Genomic DNA, 15,640 nt, shown 5'->3' on the forward strand with positions numbered 1-15,640 from the left:
CCGGCGATTTACGATGCACAGCGGGCGCACAGCGCGCTCGGGTTCGCTAGTTTTCGAGCCGCTCGATCTGCGTGCCGATTTCCGACGCCACCCGCTCGATGAACATCAACTGCCGCACCGCCTCGCCCGCCGCCTGGTTCGCGCCGCTGTCGAGCAAGGCGCCGAGCTTGTCGAAACGCATGCGCTCTTCGTCGCGCAGTTCGGTGAGCAAGGCGTCGAGCGCGTCGACGTTTTTGGCCGCGGCCGCGTCTTCGATGCTTTCACGCCATTCCATCTGCTGCATCAGGAACGCCGGCTCCATCGCCGTATTGTTCTCCGCGCCGACGTCGATGCCGCGCAGATGCAGCAGATAAGTGGCGCGCGTCAACGGATCGCGCAGTGTCTGATACGCCTCGTTCGTGCGCGTCGCCCATTGCATCGCAATGCGCTTTTGCGCGTCGCCGGCCGCCGCAAAGCGGTCCGGATGCACTTGCGCCTGGACCGTGCGGTACGCGTGATCGAGCGCCGAAGCGTCGAGCGCGAATTGCGCCGGCAGGTCGAACAGGTCGAAGTGGCTGTCGTTCAGCGAGGCCATCGGATAGAAAAAGTCCGTTCAGGAAAGCGCACCGGAGTGCAGTCTAAAAACGCGGCTCGACGAAGCGGAGCACAGCGGCATAGGCGAATGCGCGGATCAAACTAAAAAGGCGGCCCGCGCCGCCTTTGATCCGCTGCACGCGGAAATATCCCGATCTATACGCGGAACGATTCGCCGCAACCGCATTCGTCCTTCACGTTCGGGTTGTTGAACTTGAAGCCTTCGTTCAACCCTTCACGCGCAAAGTCGAGTTCGGTGCCGTCGATATAGGCGAGGCTCTTCGGGTCGACAATGATCTTCACGCCGTTGCATTCGAAGACTTCGTCTTCGGGCGCGAGTTCATCTACGTACTCGAGCTTGTAGGCCAAGCCGGAGCAACCGGTGGTGCGCACGCCGACGCGCAGGCCGACGCCTTTACCGCGACGGTTCAGATACTTCTGGACGTGCTGTGCTGCCTTTTCGGTCAACGTAATTGCCATAGCGTTTCTCATTGCGCGGGCGTGCCGGCCGTTCGTCCGCCTGCTCACGCGCTGCTACCCTGCCTGCATCAAATATCGCTCGTGCCGGACGGCTGGTCTGAATTCGCGCCGTCCGCTTCGATTCACCTGAAACCGCGTTGCAACCCGCCGCTCGATCAGGCGTGCTGCTTTTCGTCTGCAACGACGGCTTCGCCGTGGCGTTGCTTGTAGTCGGCGACCGCTGCCTTGATCGCGTCTTCCGCGAGGATCGAGCAGTGGATCTTCACCGGCGGCAGTGCCAGTTCTTCGGCGATCTGCGTGTTCTTGATCGACATGGCCTGATCGAGCGTCTTGCCCTTCACCCATTCGGTGACGAGCGAGCTCGATGCAATCGCCGAGCCGCAGCCATACGTCTTGAACTTCGCGTCTTCGATGATGCCGTCCGCGCCCACGCGGATCTGCAGCTTCATCACGTCGCCGCATGCCGGCGCGCCGACCATGCCGGTGCCGACCGCATCGTCGTCTTTCGCGAAGGAACCGACGTTGCGCGGGTTTTCGTAGTGGTCCAGAACCTTGTCGCTATAAGCCATGATTAAACTCCTTGATCCGTTTCAACCTGCAATTTGCAATTCGATGAATTCGACTTCGTCCAGACGGCGCGTCAGTGCGCTGCCCACTGGATGGTCGAAATATCGATCCCGTCCTTGTGCATTTCCCACAGCGGCGACAAGTCGCGCAGCTTCGAAATCTTGGTCTTCAGCAGGTTGATCACGTAATCGACATCCTGCTCGGTCGTGAAGCGGCCCACCGTGAAGCGGATCGAGCTGTGCGCCAGTTCGTCGTTACGGCCCAACGCCCGCAGCACGTACGACGGTTCCAGCGAAGCCGACGTACAGGCCGAGCCCGACGACACCGCCACGTCCTTCACCGCCATGATCAGCGATTCGCCTTCCACGAAATTGAAGCTGATGTTCAGGTTGTGCGGCACACGCTTTTCCATGTCGCCGTTCACATACACTTCTTCCATTTCCGACAGGCCGCGCAGCAGACGGTCGCGCAGCATACGGATACGTTCGTTTTCCGTCGCCATTTCTTCACGCGCGATACGGAACGCCTCACCCATGCCGACGATCTGGTGCGTGGCCAGCGTGCCCGAACGCATGCCGCGCTCGTGACCGCCGCCGTGCATCTGCGCTTCGATACGGATACGCGGCTTGCGGCGCACGTACAGCGCGCCGATGCCCTTCGGACCGTAGGTCTTGTGCGCCGAGAACGACATCAGGTCGACCTTCAGCTTTTGCAGGTCGATCGCGATCTTGCCGGTGGCTTGCGCCGCGTCGACATGGAAAATGATGCCCTTTTCACGGGTGATCTCGCCGATCGCCTCGATGTCCTGGATCACGCCGATCTCGTTGTTCACCGACATGACCGACACCAGAATCGTGTCCGGACGCAGCGCGGCCTTGAACTTTTCGAGGTCGAGCAGGCCGTCGTCCTTGACGTCCAGATACGTGACTTCGAAGCCTTCGCGCTCGAGTTCGCGGCAGGTGTCGAGCACGGCCTTGTGCTCGGTCTTCACCGTGACGATGTGCTTACCCTTGCTCTTGTAGAAGTGCGCGGCACCCTTGAGCGCAAGGTTGTCCGACTCCGTTGCACCCGAGGTCCAGATGATTTCGCGCGGGTCTGCGTTGACCAGCGCGGCGACATTCTCACGCGCTTCTTCGACCGCGCGCTCCGCGTCCCAGCCATACGAGTGGCTGCGCGATGCGGGGTTGCCGAACTGCTCACGCAGGTACGGAATCATCTTGTCCACCACGCGCGGATCGATCGGCGTCGTCGCGCTGTAGTCCATGTAGATGGGCAGATGGAGAGTGTCGTTATTCATCAATTGCTCCGGGGACGTCATGTGCTCTGGCTTCTGGGTTCCTGATCAGGCTGCGGTGCTGCTTTGCACCATGCCTAGGAACCGGCCATGTTGAAAACGGAATTGGGCCCTTTCGGCGCCACGCGGACGGGTTCGACCGCCGGCGCCTCGTTGCGCCTGTCGCGCAACACAGCCGGCGACCCTTCGCGCGAACGCTGCTGATCGACCAGATCCTTCAGGGAGACCGAATCGAGGTACTCGACCATTTTCTGGTTCAGCGTGGACCACAGTTCGTGCGTCATGCAGTGGCCGTCGTGCTGTTTGGTGCCCTCGCACGAGCCCTTGCCGCCGCACTGGGTGGCGTCGAGCGGCTCGTCGACCGCGATGATGATGTCGGCCACGGTCACGTCTTCAGCGCGGCGGGCCAGATTGTAGCCGCCGCCCGGTCCGCGCACGGACTCGACGATCTCGTGACGACGCAGCTTGCCAAACAGCTGCTCGAGGTACGACAGGGAGATGTGCTGGCGCTGGCTGATACCCGCAAGCGTCACCGGGCCCTGCTCCTGGCGCAGTGCCAGGTCAATCATCGCCGTGACGGCGAAACGGCCTTTCGTGGTGAGTCTCATATGTGTGGGAACCGCAATTCTCGACAAGTTTTGTCAAGTATAAATACATGACCGATTTAGTCAAGTATCCCTATTGCGATTTGGGTCATTTGCTTAATTGTTGGATGGGGCTGCGCACTATCGTCGAACCCTGGTCAAACCCTACGCCTGCAAGTGGGGGCGCAACGCCGCGATCAGGCCGCGGCAGGCCGCCTCACACTGGTCCAGCACCTGCTCGAAACCTTCCGCGCCACCGAAATACGGATCGACGACTTCACGGGCGCCGCCCCAGCGGGCGTCCGCTTCGGGGACAAATTCCATCAGCAGACGAATCTTGTCGCGTTGGTCCGGTGCGCAGACCTGGCGCAACGCGACGACGTTTTTGTCGTCCATCGCGATCAGTAGATCGAAACGCTCGAAATCCACCGCCGCGATCTGGCGGCCGCGCAAGGCCGCGAGTTCGTACCCTCGCTGGCCAGCCGCATGTTGCGCGCGCGCGTCCGGCGGTTGGCCGATGTGCCAGTCGCCTGTGCCGGCGGAATCGATCAGGATGTGCTCCGCGAGCTTCGCTTCGACCACCAGACGGCGCATCACACCTTCCGCCGTCGGTGAACGGCAGATGTTGCCGAGGCAGACAAAGCAGATGGACACGGTTTTCATCAGGGGTTTTTTCAGGCGCGCGAGGCGCGTCGGCCGATGTTTATCAAGATAGGTGCCGAGATTATACAAAGCTCACCGAAATCTCGCCGGGCGCCGGCTCGCGGTGGTCACCTTCGGCACGGCGACGGCCATGCTCGCCAAACCGGTCGCGCTAGCCTTCGTGCTTACGACGCTTCCGCGAGCGGCACCGCGGCGGCGGCGCGCATGGGTTTTGCCGGCCGCGTCGAGGCGGCGTCGACCATGCCGTACGAGACGGCGCGCGCAAGCTCAGCCGTCAACTGGCCAGCGGCGAGCGGGGTTTGCGACGCGTGCGAGGCAGCGTCGCTGAGTATATGTAGACAGGCAGCCACAGCCAGCGGCACAACGATGGCGAGCGGCCAGTACGCCGATATTGCCTTTTTCATGATGTCGTTTCTTCCGATTGCGGGCGCATGGGTTTGTATTCCACTATGCCCAGTCGAAATCCTATAGGAATACGCAATCGGGAAAAACCCAACGCAGCGAGACAGATCGTTGCTCTCAATGGAACAGTCAATCGGCTGTTGTTGCAGCGCGCGCCGTTAGCGTGGTTCGTGGCATAAAAAAGAAATCCTTACAAACGCACACAAAGCCGCTGCGACGGATGGCGATAATAGCGGTCTTATTGATATAAGCCCTCGCACTGGTCCATCACATGAAACGCTTTGCACCAATCGCCTGCGTCACCCTTGCCGCCCTGCTGGGCGGCTGTGCGGTCTACCCGGACGGTACGCCGATGTACGGCAATGCCAACGGCGGATATAGCGGCTATGACGGTTACGACGGCTACGCCACCGGCGTGCCGGTCGTGCCGCAAACCAACATCTATATGGGTTATGGCAATTACTCCGGGCCGGGCTACTACAACGACGGGCCGGGCCGCTATTACGGACGCGGACCCGGCTATGGGGACTATCCCGACCGTGGGAGGCCGAACAATGGCAACTATGGAAACAACGGCAACCACGGCGATAACGGCGGCTCGCACGGTCAGCCGGGTGGCGGCGGTGGGTCGCACGGCGGACCGCCGCCCCAAGGCGCGGTGGGCGGCCCGCGGGGCCCCAGCGGATCAAATGCGCCTCGACCGGGGGCCGCCAACGCGTCCCCACCTCCGCCGCCGCAACAGGCTGGCAACGGTGGCGGTCGTGGCAACGGCAACAATGCTGCGCCCGTACGCGGAGTGCCGGGCCGCCAGTCCGGCCAGATGACGGATCACTGACGACAGAGCGCCGGGCGCAGCGGACGGACACCAGGCCCCACGTTCGCGATGTAATTGCGTAACGGCAAGCCCGGCGACGTTAGGCCGCTTCCAGGCTGCTCTGTATGAGTAGGCTTGGGAACCCCTGTGGAAGCGCGACCCAGCCACCGCGATGCTGCGATCTACGGCTCGCGCCCAATGCCACCAATCGGTGAGATACGACCGCACGCCCCCTCAGCAAAACCTGCTCAGCCAATATGGCTGCGCTGCGCGGCGTACAACTCCCTGAACGTCCGTCCGACCGGAGCGGGCATCTCCCGCGTATTGGTCCAACCGGCGCCGCCTAGCGGCAGCCGGGCGATTGACCGCTTCCTTCCGCCCATGCGCTCCAGCACGCGCACCGCCAGCTTGGTGAAAAGCGCGTAAGCGTCGGGATGCAGCGCCAGGAAACCCCACACGGCGAGCCCCGCGCGCTCTTTCCAGGGCCGCAGGCGCCGCTCCACCTGTTTCTCCCGCAGCTTGCGCAACAGATCCGATAAGGGAATCCCCACCGGGCACACGCTGTTGCACTCGCCGCACAAGGTCGCGGCTTGCGGCAAATCCAGCGCCTTGTCGATACCGACATAGCTCGGCGTCAACACCGAACCCATCGGGCCGGGATACACCCAGCCGTATGCGTGGCCGCCCACCTTCTGATACACCGGGCAATGGTTCATGCACGCGCCGCAACGGATGCACCTCAACATTTCCTGGAAATCGCCGCCTATCAACCCCGTGCGCCCGCCGTCGACGAGCACCACGTACATGTGTTCGGGACCGTCCTGATCGCCCTCGCCGCGCGGCCCGGTCAACACGGAAAAGTAGTTCGAGGTGGCCTGCCCGGTCGCCGAGCGCGGCAGCAGACGCATTGCCGTGGCCAGATCTTCGAGCGTGGGCAACACTTTCTCGATACCCGTCACGGCCACATGCACGCGTGGCATGACGGTGCACATGCCTTCGTTGCCCTCGTTCGTGACCAGCACGACCGAGCCGGTTTCCGCCACCACGAAGTTGCCGCCCGTCACCCCCATGTCCGCCGTCATGAAATGCGGACGCAGCATCTCGCGCGCTTCGCGTGTCATGTCGGTGATTTCGGTCAGGCGCGGCCGGTTGTGAGTCTTCGCGAAAAGATCCGCGATCTCGTCCTTATCTTTGTGGACGACCGGCGCGATGATGTGGCTCGGCGGCTCGTTGCCGTTGATCTGGAGGATGTACTCACCCAGATCCGTTTCGATGGATTGCACGCCCATTTGCCCGAGCACTTCGTTCAGGCGCATTTCTTCGGTGACCATCGACTTGGTCTTGATCACCTTCTTCACCTCGTGCCGGCGCGCAATGTCGCCGATGAGCCGCGCAGCCTCCTGGGTCGTCTCGGCGAACAGGACGGTCACGCCGCGCCGAGCAGCCTCGCGCTCGAAGGTTTCCAGCCACACGTCGAGATTGTCCAGCGCGCGATTGCGGCGCTCCTTCAGCGCGGCGCGCGTGGCCGGAAAGTCGATCTCGGTCATGGCCGTAGCACGGGCCGTGACGAATTTGGTCGACAGCTTGGTCAGGTTCTGCTGCAGCCGCTGGTCGGCGAGCTTCTGACCAGCGCGTGCCTTGAATTGCATGGATTGGACTTGCATGGCGGCCTTATGCGTAAATCGGCGTAAATCGGCGTAAATCGGCGGAGCCGGCAGGATCGGCGTAATCGGAAAAAGCACGCATGAAGCGTGCGTATCTGAACACGGCGGGGGTGCGGCAAGCCGCGTTACACGTCGCCGGCCAACACCTGTGCGATGTGCAGCACCCGCGTGGTCGCGTCGCCGGTACGCCGCAAGCGGCCTTCGATATTGAGCATGCAGCCGAGATCCCCGAGCACCACCGTGCCGGTGCCGCTCGCACCGATATTCGCGCATTTTTCGTCGACGATCGCCGTGGAGATATCGCCGTACTTGAGCGCGAACGTGCCGCCGAAGCCGCAGCAATGCTCGCAATCCTTCATCTCGTTCACCGTCACGCCGATCTGTGCCAGCAAGGCGCGCGGCTGCGCTTTCACGCCGAGCTCACGCAATCCGGAGCAGGAATCGTGATACGTCACCTGGCCCGCGAACTCGCCCGGCTGCAACTGCACCCTGGCCACGTTGACGAGGAAATCGGTCAGTTCGAATACCTTGGCGCGCAGCCGGCCGAAGCGGTTCATCAGTTCCGGGTCGTCGGCAAAAAGATCGCCGTAATGCGCGCGGATCATACCGCCGCACGAACCGGACGGCACCACGACGTAATCGAACTGTTCGAACTCGCGCAGGGTCTTCTCGGCCAGATCGCGCGCAATGCGCCGTTCGCCCGAGTTGTACGCGGGCTGCCCGCAACAGGTTTGGGCGGGTGGCACCACCACTTCGAAACCGGCGGCTTCGATCAGCTTGATGACCGAAAACCCGATCTCGGGACGCATCAGGTCGATCAGGCAGGTAACGAACAATCCGACTCGCATGAGCCCTCCTTCGGGAAAACGTCCCTGATTATCCGCTGTTTGGCGCACAATACCAACGGCCGGAGGGCATAGGACATACGTCAAGTTAAATTGGAATAGCGCCTCCAACCGCTTTCTTTTTTTTCACAATACGGGATACAATCAATTTCCGCTGTTTGACGCGTCAACCGATTCCTCCCATGAGCGATACGAACCCGGATCCCAAAACTTCGATCCAGGTGATCGAACGCATGATGCGCCTGCTCGATGCACTGGCTGCGCATAGCGACCCGGTCAGCCTGAAAGAACTCGCCATCCGCACCGAGCTGCACCCTTCCACCGCGCACCGCATCCTGAACGACATGGTTATGTGCCGGCTGGTGGACCGGTCGGACCCCGGCACTTACCGCCTCGGCATGCGCCTGCTCGAACTCGGCAATCTGGTGAAAGCCCGCCTGTCGGTACGCGACGCGGCGCTCACGCCAATGCGTGAACTGCACCGTCAGACCGGCCAGACGGTGAACCTGTCGGTCCGGCAGGGCGACGAGATCGTCTATATCGAACGCGCTTATTCCGAGCGTTCCGGCATGCAGGTGGTGCGCGCCATCGGCGGGCGGGCGCCGTTGCATCTGACTTCCGTCGGCAAGCTGTTTCTCGCCGCGGACGAATCCACCCGCGTACGGGCCTACGCCACGCGCACTGGCTTGTCAGGCCACACGCAGAACAGCATCACCGACCTGGCCAAACTGGAGCGCGAACTGTCTCATGTGCGCCAGCAAGCCTGCGCGCGCGACAACGAAGAACTGGAACTCGGCGTGCGCTGCATCGCTGCCGGCATTTACGACGACACCGGCAAGCTGGTCGCCGGCCTGTCGTTGTCGGCGCCGGCGGACCGTCTGCAGGATTCCTGGCTCGGCCAGGTCAGTCAGACCGCGCTGATGATCTCCGAGTCGCTCGGCTACCGGCCGCAACCCACGCAAGACCATTCGCCTAGCCATCACGCGTAAGCCGGCGTCCGGCGTTCGCGCACAAAAAAACGCCTCGCATTGCGAGGCGTTTTTTATGCAGGCCGATTCCGCGAACCGGCCACCGACGAACCGCTTCAGGTACCCGAACCGCCGGCGTCCGCGCTGGTAATGCGCGGCTGGTCGCCACCATTATCCAGCCACGTGCGCAGACGCGTTGCGTCCGCGAACCGCGAGTATTTTCCCGACGAGTCGAGCAGCACCATGATCATCGGGCGACCATGAATGGTCGCCTGCATCACGAGACACTCACCCGCTTCGTTGATGAAGCCGGTCTTTTGCAGACCGATGTCCCACGTCGGGTTACGCACCAGCGCATTCGTGCTGTTGTACGCCAGCGAGCGCTTGCCGGTGTACACCTCGTAGCTGTGATCGGTCGAGAACCTGCGGATCAGCGGATACTGATACGCCGCATTGACCATCTTCACGAGGTCGCGCGCGCTGGAGACGTTCTGGCTCGTCAAACCCGTGGGGTTTTCAAAGTGCGTGTCGGTCATGCCAAGCTGCCTTGCCTTCGCGTTCATGGCCGCGAGGAACGCCGGACGGCCGCCCGGGAAATAACGCGACAGCGCTGCGGCCGCGCGATTTTCCGACGCCATCAGAGCGATATGCAGCATGTCTTCACGCGAGAGCACCGAGCCCACCGACAGACGCGAGCCGGTGTTCTTTTCGTAATCGCGGTCTTCGTCAGTGACTTCGATCTGGTCGGTCATCGGCTCTTTCGAATCGAGCACCACCATCGCGGTCATCAGCTTGGTGATCGACGCGATCGGCACCACGGCGCGTGAATTCTTGTCGAAAAGCGGTTCGCCGGAGTTCTGATCGATCACGTAGGCGACGCTGGAGCGCAGCATGAGCGCGTCCGGCGTTTCGTGCAGGCCGAAAGCCTGGCCGACGCTCGGCGGACGCGGCTCGTACGCCACACGGCGCACCACGGAGTGGTGACGGCCATTCGACGTGTACGTTACGCGCTTGCGCTTGACGCCCGCGCGAGGCGCGTCGTCGTTAGCGGCTACGGTCTTTGCAGACGCAGCTTTCGACGCCTTCGACACCTTGGCAGGGGCGGCGGCCGGCTTTTTGGCCGCTTTCGCGTGTTTGGAGGTTTTTGCAGTTGCAGCGGGCGTGGCGGCAAAAGCGCTCACGGGCGTGGCGAACGCCGCTGCGATGACCATGGAGGCGGCCACCGACAGAGCGGTGCTGCGGGCCGCGCCGTGGATCACTTTTAGCGACGAAAACATGTCGGTTTTCATGGGTGTTCGGTAGGGAGCGGCGAGAGGGTTTCCGCAAGTGTAGTAAAACAACGAAAAATTAGCAATTTGAAGCACTTATACGCGCTCCTTAAACCGGCTTGTAAGCTCCGATCGCAAAAACACAAATAAGTGCCTCATCTCGATCGAAAAAAACGATCGCCAACGCGCTTCGCCTCGCAGCTGCCGCCATACGCCAGAATCGAGGTGATTCTTCCAGCATAACGGCAATTTCGAGACAACCTTGATCAGGGGAAATACGGTCAGAGCACCGGCGCGTCTGTCGCTGTCAGTGCAGAGGTACGGCGTTGGCATCATCCCACAGATTGTTAAACGTCCGCTGGGAACCGCCAACGCGCATTCGACCGGGTTCCAGCGTTAACGTTCCGTGACACTTTCCGGTTTACATGGATTTGCAACGTGGGCGTTTTGTTTTCGTTGTCCAATGTTAGCGGGTGCCTGCACGGCGCGCGACAGGAGGTAAAAAATACCCATCTGCAGCAATAAAACACGTCGAATATCCCGCACCAGTACGGTGCGGCGGCGAAATTGATCTACGTCATACGATCGTCATGCCTAGCGCATAACGTCTTGTTTTATCAGTAGTTTCTTAATATGGTGCGACGCACAAAAAGGACTTGACATTCGGTGCAGCCATCCTAAAATGGGAACCATTGCTGCGATGCACAAAACATCGCGGTCCGGCGGGGCGCACCAATGTGTCTCACCACTCACCCAATGCGGTCCGCACAGACAGACCGCGATCCAGGAGCGTAAACCATGACTCTGCTGACCCCTGAGCAATTCGCCGCAGCCCAGAAAGCCAACTTTGAAACGCTGTTCGGCCTGACGACCAAAGCATTCGAAGGCGTCGAAAAGCTGGTTGAGCTGAACCTGCAGGTCGTGAAATCGACGCTCGCGGAAAGCCAGGAAAATGCCCAACGCGCGTTGTCGGTGAAAGACGCGCAGGAACTGCTGGCACTGCAGGCAAGCCTTGCACAGCCGGTGGCCGAAAAGGCGCTGTCGTACGGCCGTCACGTGTATGAGATCGTTTCGGCAACGCAAGGCGAATTCGCCCGCGTCGCGGAAGCGCAATTCGAAGAGCAAAACCGCAAGGTCCAATCGCTCGTCGAAAACGTTGCCAAGAATGCTCCGGCCGGTTCGGAAACCGCCGTCGCCGTGATGAAGTCGGCCATTACCGCCGCCAACACCACGTACGAAACGGTCCACAAGGCTACCAAGCAAGCGGTCGAAATCGCTGAAAGCAACTTCAATGCAGCTGCAACGGCCGCCTCGAAGGCAGCTTCGCAAGCTGCTGCACAAGCATCGCGCTCGGCCAAGAAGGCAGTCTAAGCTTCCGTCTCACGCGTCAACCTGCAGGCATCAAACAGCGCCGGCACAGCTCATACGCTGTGCCGGCGTTACCGCAAGCAACAGCGTCGTGCCGTTGCCGCTCACACGGTGTTAATTGGCCGAACGCTCCGATACGTTGAATAGCGTATCGTTTGCCCGGCGCAAGGCCGGGATTTTTTTTCCCGCCACTGTCGTTGCGCGGTAACTGCCCGGCTCTGCTCTGCTGCTCAAAAAAAACGGCGCGTCCTTTGCGGAACGCGCCGTTTTTTGCTTTATCGGCCAGCCTGCATATGAATGCGGACGGGCCAAACCGCGCTACTTCTTTTTCTGCGGCGGCAAGTCGGTGCACACGCCTTCATACAGCTCGGCGGCCATGCCGATCGATTCGCCGAGCGTCGGATGCGGATGAATCGTCTTACCGATATCCGTTGCGTCCGCACCCATCTCGATCGCGAGACACACTTCGCTGATCAGGTCGCCGGCGTTCAACCCGACAATCCCGCCGCCGATCACACGATGCGTTTCCTCGTCGAACAGCAGTTTCGTGAAGCCTTCGTCGCGACCGTTGGCAATCGCCCGGCCCGAAGCCGCCCACGGGAACACCGCTTTGCCGTACTTGATGCCGGCCGCCTTCAACTGGTCTTCGGTCTTGCCCGCCCACGCCACTTCCGGATCGGTGTAAGCCACCGACGGAATCTGCAACGCGTCGAAGTACGCCTTCTCACCATGCGCGGCCTCGGCGGCAACGTGGCCTTCGTGCACCGCTTTATGCGCGAGCATCGGCTGACCGACGATGTCGCCGATCGCGAAGATGTGCGGCACATTAGTGCGCATCTGCCTGTCGACGTCGATGAAGCCGCGATCGGTCACCGCGACGCCCGCCTTATCGGCGCCGATTTTCTTGCCATTCGGCGTACGGCCCACCGCAACCAGCACAAGGTCGTAGCGTTGCGCTTCGGCCGGGGCCTTTTCACCTTCGAACGAGACGTGAATGCCGTCGTCTTTCGCTTCGGCTGCGGTGGTTTTGGTCTTCAGCATGACGTTTGCGAAACGCTTGCTGTTGTACTTCTCCCAGACCTTGACCAGATCGCGGTCCGCGCCGGCCATCAGGCCGTCGAGCATTTCGACCACATCGATCTTCGCGCCGAGCGTGGCATAAACCGTGGCCATTTCCAGACCGATGATGCCGCCACCGATCACCAGCATGCGTTGCGGAATCTGACGCAGTTCGAGCGCGCCGGTCGAATCGACCACGCGCGGATCTTCCGGAATGAACGGCAGTTTCACCGCTTCCGAACCGGCGGCGATGATCGCCTGCTTGAACTTGACGACTTTCTTGCCGCCTTCGGTCTGCACTTCCATGTGATGCGGATCGACGAACGCGCCGTTACCCGTCACGACTTCGACCTTGCGCATCTTCGCCATGCCCGCAAGACCGCCAGTCAGCTTCTTGACGACGCCCGACTTGAACTCACGCAGCTTGTCCAGATCGATTTGCGGCTTGGCGAACGTGATGCCGTGTGCGCCGAGCGCTTCGGCTTCATCGATCACGAGCGCGGTGTGCAACAGCGCTTTCGACGGAATACAGCCGACATTCAGACAGACGCCGCCGAGCGTCGCGTAACGCTCGACCAGCACCGTTTTCATGCCGAGGTCGGCCGAGCGGAACGCTGCCGAATAGCCGCCGGGGCCAGACCCGAGCACGAGCATGTCGCACTCGATATCCGCGCTGCCCGAATAGCTGCCGGCTTGCGGCGCGGCTGCTGCCGCTTTGGCCGGAGCCGGAGCGGGAGCCGCCGCTTGAGCCGCCTGCTGCGGTTTGGCCTCCGCCTGAGCGGGCGCTTTCTCAGCTTCTTTGGCCGGCGCCTTCGGTGCGTCTTTCGCGGGCGCCGCATCCGCCGACGTTTCGACGAGCGCGATCAGCGTGCCTTGCGAGACTTTGTCGCCAGCTTTGACGCGGACTTCCTTGACGGTACCGGCGGTGTCGCTCGGCACTTCGATGGAAGCCTTATCGGACTCGAGCGTCATCAGCGCCTGTTCGTTCTCGATGACGTCGCCCGGTTTGATATTGACTTCGATGACATCGACGTCTTTGAAGTCGCCGATATCCGGCACTTTTACTTCGACGAGACTCATTAGTGTCCCCTTCTCATATTGATCGTGATGAGACGAAGAACCCACGCAATGCAGCCCAAAAGCTGGCAGCGCTCTGGACAGAATCATCCTTTGCAGTCCGCCCAAGGACGCGCCTTTCTTTTGCCTACTTTTCTTTGGAAGACGCCCCGCAGGAAGTACCCTTGGGATGCAAAGAAAAGTAGGTGCCGCCCCGCACAGGGGCGACACTAATAGACCGAAAAGAAAGCAGGTTCTACAGAGAGACGCGGATAACAAACAAAAAACCCGCGCCCCGCGCAACCATCACCACATCAAAGAATCACACGCCGGAAATCGGCAAGAATCGCACCCAGATAAGCATTGAAGCGCGCCGCTTCCGCCCCGTCGATAACCCGATGGTCATACGATAAAGACAACGGCAGCATCAGGCGCGGCACAAACTGCTTGCCGTCCCACACCGGCTTCATCGCACCACGCGACAGCCCGAGAATAGCGACTTCAGGCGCATTGATGATCGGCGTAAAGTTCGTGCCGCCAATTCCGCCGAGCGACGAAATCGAGAAGCAACCGCCCTGCATCTGATCCGGCTTCAGCTTGCCTTCACGCGCGGCCTTCGACAGATCGGTCATTTCCTTCGCGATCTCGACCAGACCCTTCTTGTCCGCGTCGCGAATCACCGGCACCACCAGACCGTTCGGTGTATCGGCGGCAAAACCTACGTGGAAGTACTGCTTGAACACGAGGTTGTCGCCGTCGAGACTCGCATTGAACGTCGGGAATTTCTTCAGAGCCGAAACAACAGCCTTGATCACGAATGCCAGCATCGTGATCTTCACGCCGGCCTTTTCGTTTTCCTTGTTCAGTTGCACGCGCAGCGCTTCGAGTTCCGTGATGTCCGCTTCGTCGTTGTTCGTGACGTGCGGAATCATGACCCAGTTGCGATGCAGATTCGCGCCCGAAATCTTCTTGATGCGCGACAGCGGCTTCGGATCGACCGGACCGAATTTCGTGAAGTCGATCTTCGGCCACGGCAGCAGATTCAACTCGCCGCCGCCCGCCGCAGCCGGTGCCGCGGCACCCGCCGGCGCCGCACGCTGGCCGGCCATGACACTCTTGATGAAGGCAGTCACGTCGGCTTGCGTAATGCGGCCCTTCGGCCCCGTACCCCGCACCTGCGTCACGTCGACGCCGAGTTCGCGCGCGAACTTGCGCACTGACGGCGACGCATGGCTCGCGTGACGGGCGCCGCCTTCGCCAGCCGGAATCACGGGCGCCTGAGCGAGCGCCGACGGCGCCGCCGGAGCCGGCGACGGCGTAGCCGGCGCATCGGACGGCTGCTCGACAGCTTGCTGCTTCGGTGCCGGAGCCGGCGCAGCCGCGCCGCCTTCCGCTTCCACCACCACGATCACCGAGCCTTCCGACACGGTATCGCCAACCTTGACCTTCACTTCCTTGACGATGCCGGCAGCCGAGCTCGGCACGTCCATAGTCGCCTTGTCGGATTCGAGCGTCACCAGCGACTGCTCTTTCTCGACACGATCACCGACCTTCACGGCGACTTCGATCACGGGAATGTCTTTGTAGTCGCCGATATCCGGCACCTTGACTTCCTGCAGACCGCCACCGCCGCTCGCGGCGGGTGCGGGCGCAGCCGCGGGGGCGGCAGCCGGCGTCGGCGCTGGAGCCGGTGCCGGTGCGGCCGCAGGCGCCGGTGCAGCCGCGCCGCCTTCCGCGCCTTCCAGCACGACGATCAGCGAACCTTCCGACACGTTGTCGCCGACCTTGACCTTCACTTCCTTGACGACGCCGGCGGCCGAGCTCGGCACATCCATGGTCGCCTTGTCGGATTCCAGCGTAACGAGCGACTGCTCTTTCTCGACGGTGTCACCCGCCTTCACCAGCACCTCGATCACAGGAATGTCCTTGTAATCGCCGATGTCCGGCACCTTGACTTCGATCGCTTGACTCATTGTTAGTGTCTCCTGGGCCGCGCACGCACCCGGCCCCCGTCGAACGGGGGCGGGCGCACACG

The 15,640-nt window shown here is 61.7% G+C and carries 15 protein-coding genes; 3 read left to right on the forward strand and 12 right to left on the reverse strand.

Going from position 1 to position 15,640, the window contains the following annotated elements; all coding sequences use genetic code 11:
* Positions 1 to 46: 46 nt before the first annotated feature.
* The 7 genes from hscB to NE850_RS01560 form a co-directional block, all read right to left on the reverse strand.
* The gene (hscB, locus tag NE850_RS01530) at positions 47 to 574 is read right to left on the reverse strand and encodes a Fe-S protein assembly co-chaperone HscB (protein WP_007181287.1); all 528 of its coding nucleotides are present in this window, start codon (positions 572 to 574) and stop codon (positions 47 to 49) included.
* Between the two features lie 155 nt (positions 575 to 729).
* The gene (gene iscA / locus NE850_RS01535) at positions 730 to 1,053 is read right to left on the reverse strand and encodes an iron-sulfur cluster assembly protein IscA (protein ID WP_007181286.1); all 324 of its coding nucleotides are present in this window, start codon (positions 1,051 to 1,053) and stop codon (positions 730 to 732) included.
* Between the two features lie 155 nt (positions 1,054 to 1,208).
* Positions 1,209 to 1,622 carry a Fe-S cluster assembly scaffold IscU gene (iscU, locus tag NE850_RS01540; protein WP_007181285.1) on the reverse strand — a complete coding sequence of 138 codons (414 nt, stop codon included), beginning with the start codon at positions 1,620 to 1,622 and terminating at the stop codon, positions 1,209 to 1,211.
* 71 nt (positions 1,623 to 1,693) lie between these two features.
* Complete coding sequence (locus NE850_RS01545) at positions 1,694 to 2,917, reverse strand: IscS subfamily cysteine desulfurase (protein WP_007181284.1); 1,224 nt, start codon at positions 2,915 to 2,917, stop codon at positions 1,694 to 1,696.
* Between the two features lie 74 nt (positions 2,918 to 2,991).
* A complete protein-coding gene (gene iscR / locus NE850_RS01550) occupies positions 2,992 to 3,522 on the reverse strand; it encodes a Fe-S cluster assembly transcriptional regulator IscR (protein ID WP_007181283.1) in 531 nt (176 codons plus the stop codon).
* 141 nt (positions 3,523 to 3,663) lie between these two features.
* A complete protein-coding gene (locus NE850_RS01555) occupies positions 3,664 to 4,161 on the reverse strand; it encodes a low molecular weight protein-tyrosine-phosphatase (RefSeq protein WP_310698368.1) in 498 nt (165 codons plus the stop codon).
* 164 nt (positions 4,162 to 4,325) lie between these two features.
* Complete coding sequence (locus NE850_RS01560) at positions 4,326 to 4,565, reverse strand: hypothetical protein (RefSeq protein ID WP_007181281.1); 240 nt, start codon at positions 4,563 to 4,565, stop codon at positions 4,326 to 4,328.
* 269 nt (positions 4,566 to 4,834) lie between these two features.
* Between NE850_RS01560 and NE850_RS01565 the strand changes: the two genes are divergently transcribed.
* Positions 4,835 to 5,398: a hypothetical protein gene (locus NE850_RS01565; RefSeq protein ID WP_310698369.1), complete on the forward strand. Its 564-nt coding sequence runs from the start codon at positions 4,835 to 4,837 to the stop codon at positions 5,396 to 5,398.
* 227 nt (positions 5,399 to 5,625) lie between these two features.
* Here NE850_RS01565 and NE850_RS01570 read toward each other — a convergent pair whose 3' ends face one another.
* Both NE850_RS01570 and NE850_RS01575 read right to left on the reverse strand, forming a co-directional pair.
* On the reverse strand, positions 5,626 to 7,041 hold the full coding sequence (locus tag NE850_RS01570) for a lactate utilization protein B (RefSeq protein ID WP_007181279.1): 1,416 nt from the start codon (positions 7,039 to 7,041) through the stop codon (positions 5,626 to 5,628).
* Positions 7,042 to 7,166: 125 nt separating this feature from the next.
* Complete coding sequence (locus NE850_RS01575; RefSeq protein WP_007181278.1) at positions 7,167 to 7,889, reverse strand: (Fe-S)-binding protein; 723 nt, start codon at positions 7,887 to 7,889, stop codon at positions 7,167 to 7,169.
* 179 nt (positions 7,890 to 8,068) lie between these two features.
* On the opposite strand from NE850_RS01575, the gene NE850_RS01580 reads away from it, so the two are divergent.
* The gene (locus NE850_RS01580) at positions 8,069 to 8,875 is read left to right on the forward strand and encodes an IclR family transcriptional regulator (RefSeq protein WP_007181277.1); all 807 of its coding nucleotides are present in this window, start codon (positions 8,069 to 8,071) and stop codon (positions 8,873 to 8,875) included.
* 95 nt (positions 8,876 to 8,970) lie between these two features.
* Here the strand turns inward: NE850_RS01580 and pbpG are convergent, their stop codons facing one another.
* Complete coding sequence (gene pbpG / locus NE850_RS01585; protein WP_035518006.1) at positions 8,971 to 10,143, reverse strand: D-alanyl-D-alanine endopeptidase; 1,173 nt, start codon at positions 10,141 to 10,143, stop codon at positions 8,971 to 8,973.
* 777 nt (positions 10,144 to 10,920) lie between these two features.
* On the opposite strand from pbpG, the gene NE850_RS01590 reads away from it, so the two are divergent.
* A complete protein-coding gene (locus NE850_RS01590; RefSeq protein ID WP_007181275.1) occupies positions 10,921 to 11,493 on the forward strand; it encodes a phasin family protein in 573 nt (190 codons plus the stop codon).
* A gap of 315 nt (positions 11,494 to 11,808) precedes the next feature.
* Here the strand turns inward: NE850_RS01590 and lpdA are convergent, their stop codons facing one another.
* The gene (gene lpdA, locus NE850_RS01595) at positions 11,809 to 13,629 is read right to left on the reverse strand and encodes a dihydrolipoyl dehydrogenase (RefSeq protein ID WP_007181274.1); all 1,821 of its coding nucleotides are present in this window, start codon (positions 13,627 to 13,629) and stop codon (positions 11,809 to 11,811) included.
* A gap of 290 nt (positions 13,630 to 13,919) precedes the next feature.
* Positions 13,920 to 15,578 carry a dihydrolipoyllysine-residue acetyltransferase gene (aceF, locus tag NE850_RS01600; RefSeq protein WP_310698370.1) on the reverse strand — a complete coding sequence of 553 codons (1,659 nt, stop codon included), beginning with the start codon at positions 15,576 to 15,578 and terminating at the stop codon, positions 13,920 to 13,922.
* Positions 15,579 to 15,640 lie beyond the last annotated feature (62 nt).

Origin of the sequence: Paraburkholderia sp. USG1 (genome assembly GCF_031570135.1) — a bacterium.
GTDB classification, from domain to species: Bacteria; Pseudomonadota; Gammaproteobacteria; order Burkholderiales; family Burkholderiaceae; genus Paraburkholderia; species Paraburkholderia dioscoreae.